Here is a 424-nt window from a genome sequence, read left to right on the forward strand (position 1 = left end):
TGACAAACCGGAGGAAGGTGGGGATGACGTCAAGTCCTCATGGCCCTTATAGGTGGGGCTACACACGTCATACAATGGCTGGTACAGAGGGTTGCCAACCCGCGAGGGGGAGCTAATCCCATAAAACCAGTCGTAGTCCGGATCGCAGTCTGCAACTCGACTGCGTGAAGTCGGAATCGCTAGTAATCGCGGATCAGCATGCCGCGGTGAATACGTTCCCGGGTCTTGTACACACCGCCCGTCACACCATGGGAGCGGGTCTCGCCAGAAGTAGGTAGCCTAACCGCAAGGAGGGCGCTTACCACGGCGGGGTTCGTGACTGGGGTGAAGTCGTAACAAGGTAGCCGTATCGGAAGGTGCGGCTGGATCACCTCCTTTCTGGAAAACTGCTGTTCAAGTTGAACGCCCACACTTATCGGTTGTT

At 56.6% G+C, this 424-nt stretch carries 1 rRNA gene; it reads left to right on the forward strand.

Annotated features, from left to right (window positions below):
- Positions 1–378, forward strand: a 16S ribosomal RNA gene (locus tag ACF8LI_RS23255); the annotation flags it as partial.
- Between the last annotated feature and the right edge of the window lie 46 nt (positions 379–424).

Source organism: Delftia sp. WSY_12 (assembly GCF_043104645.1).
GTDB lineage: Bacteria > Pseudomonadota > Gammaproteobacteria > Burkholderiales > Burkholderiaceae_C > Comamonas > Comamonas tsuruhatensis.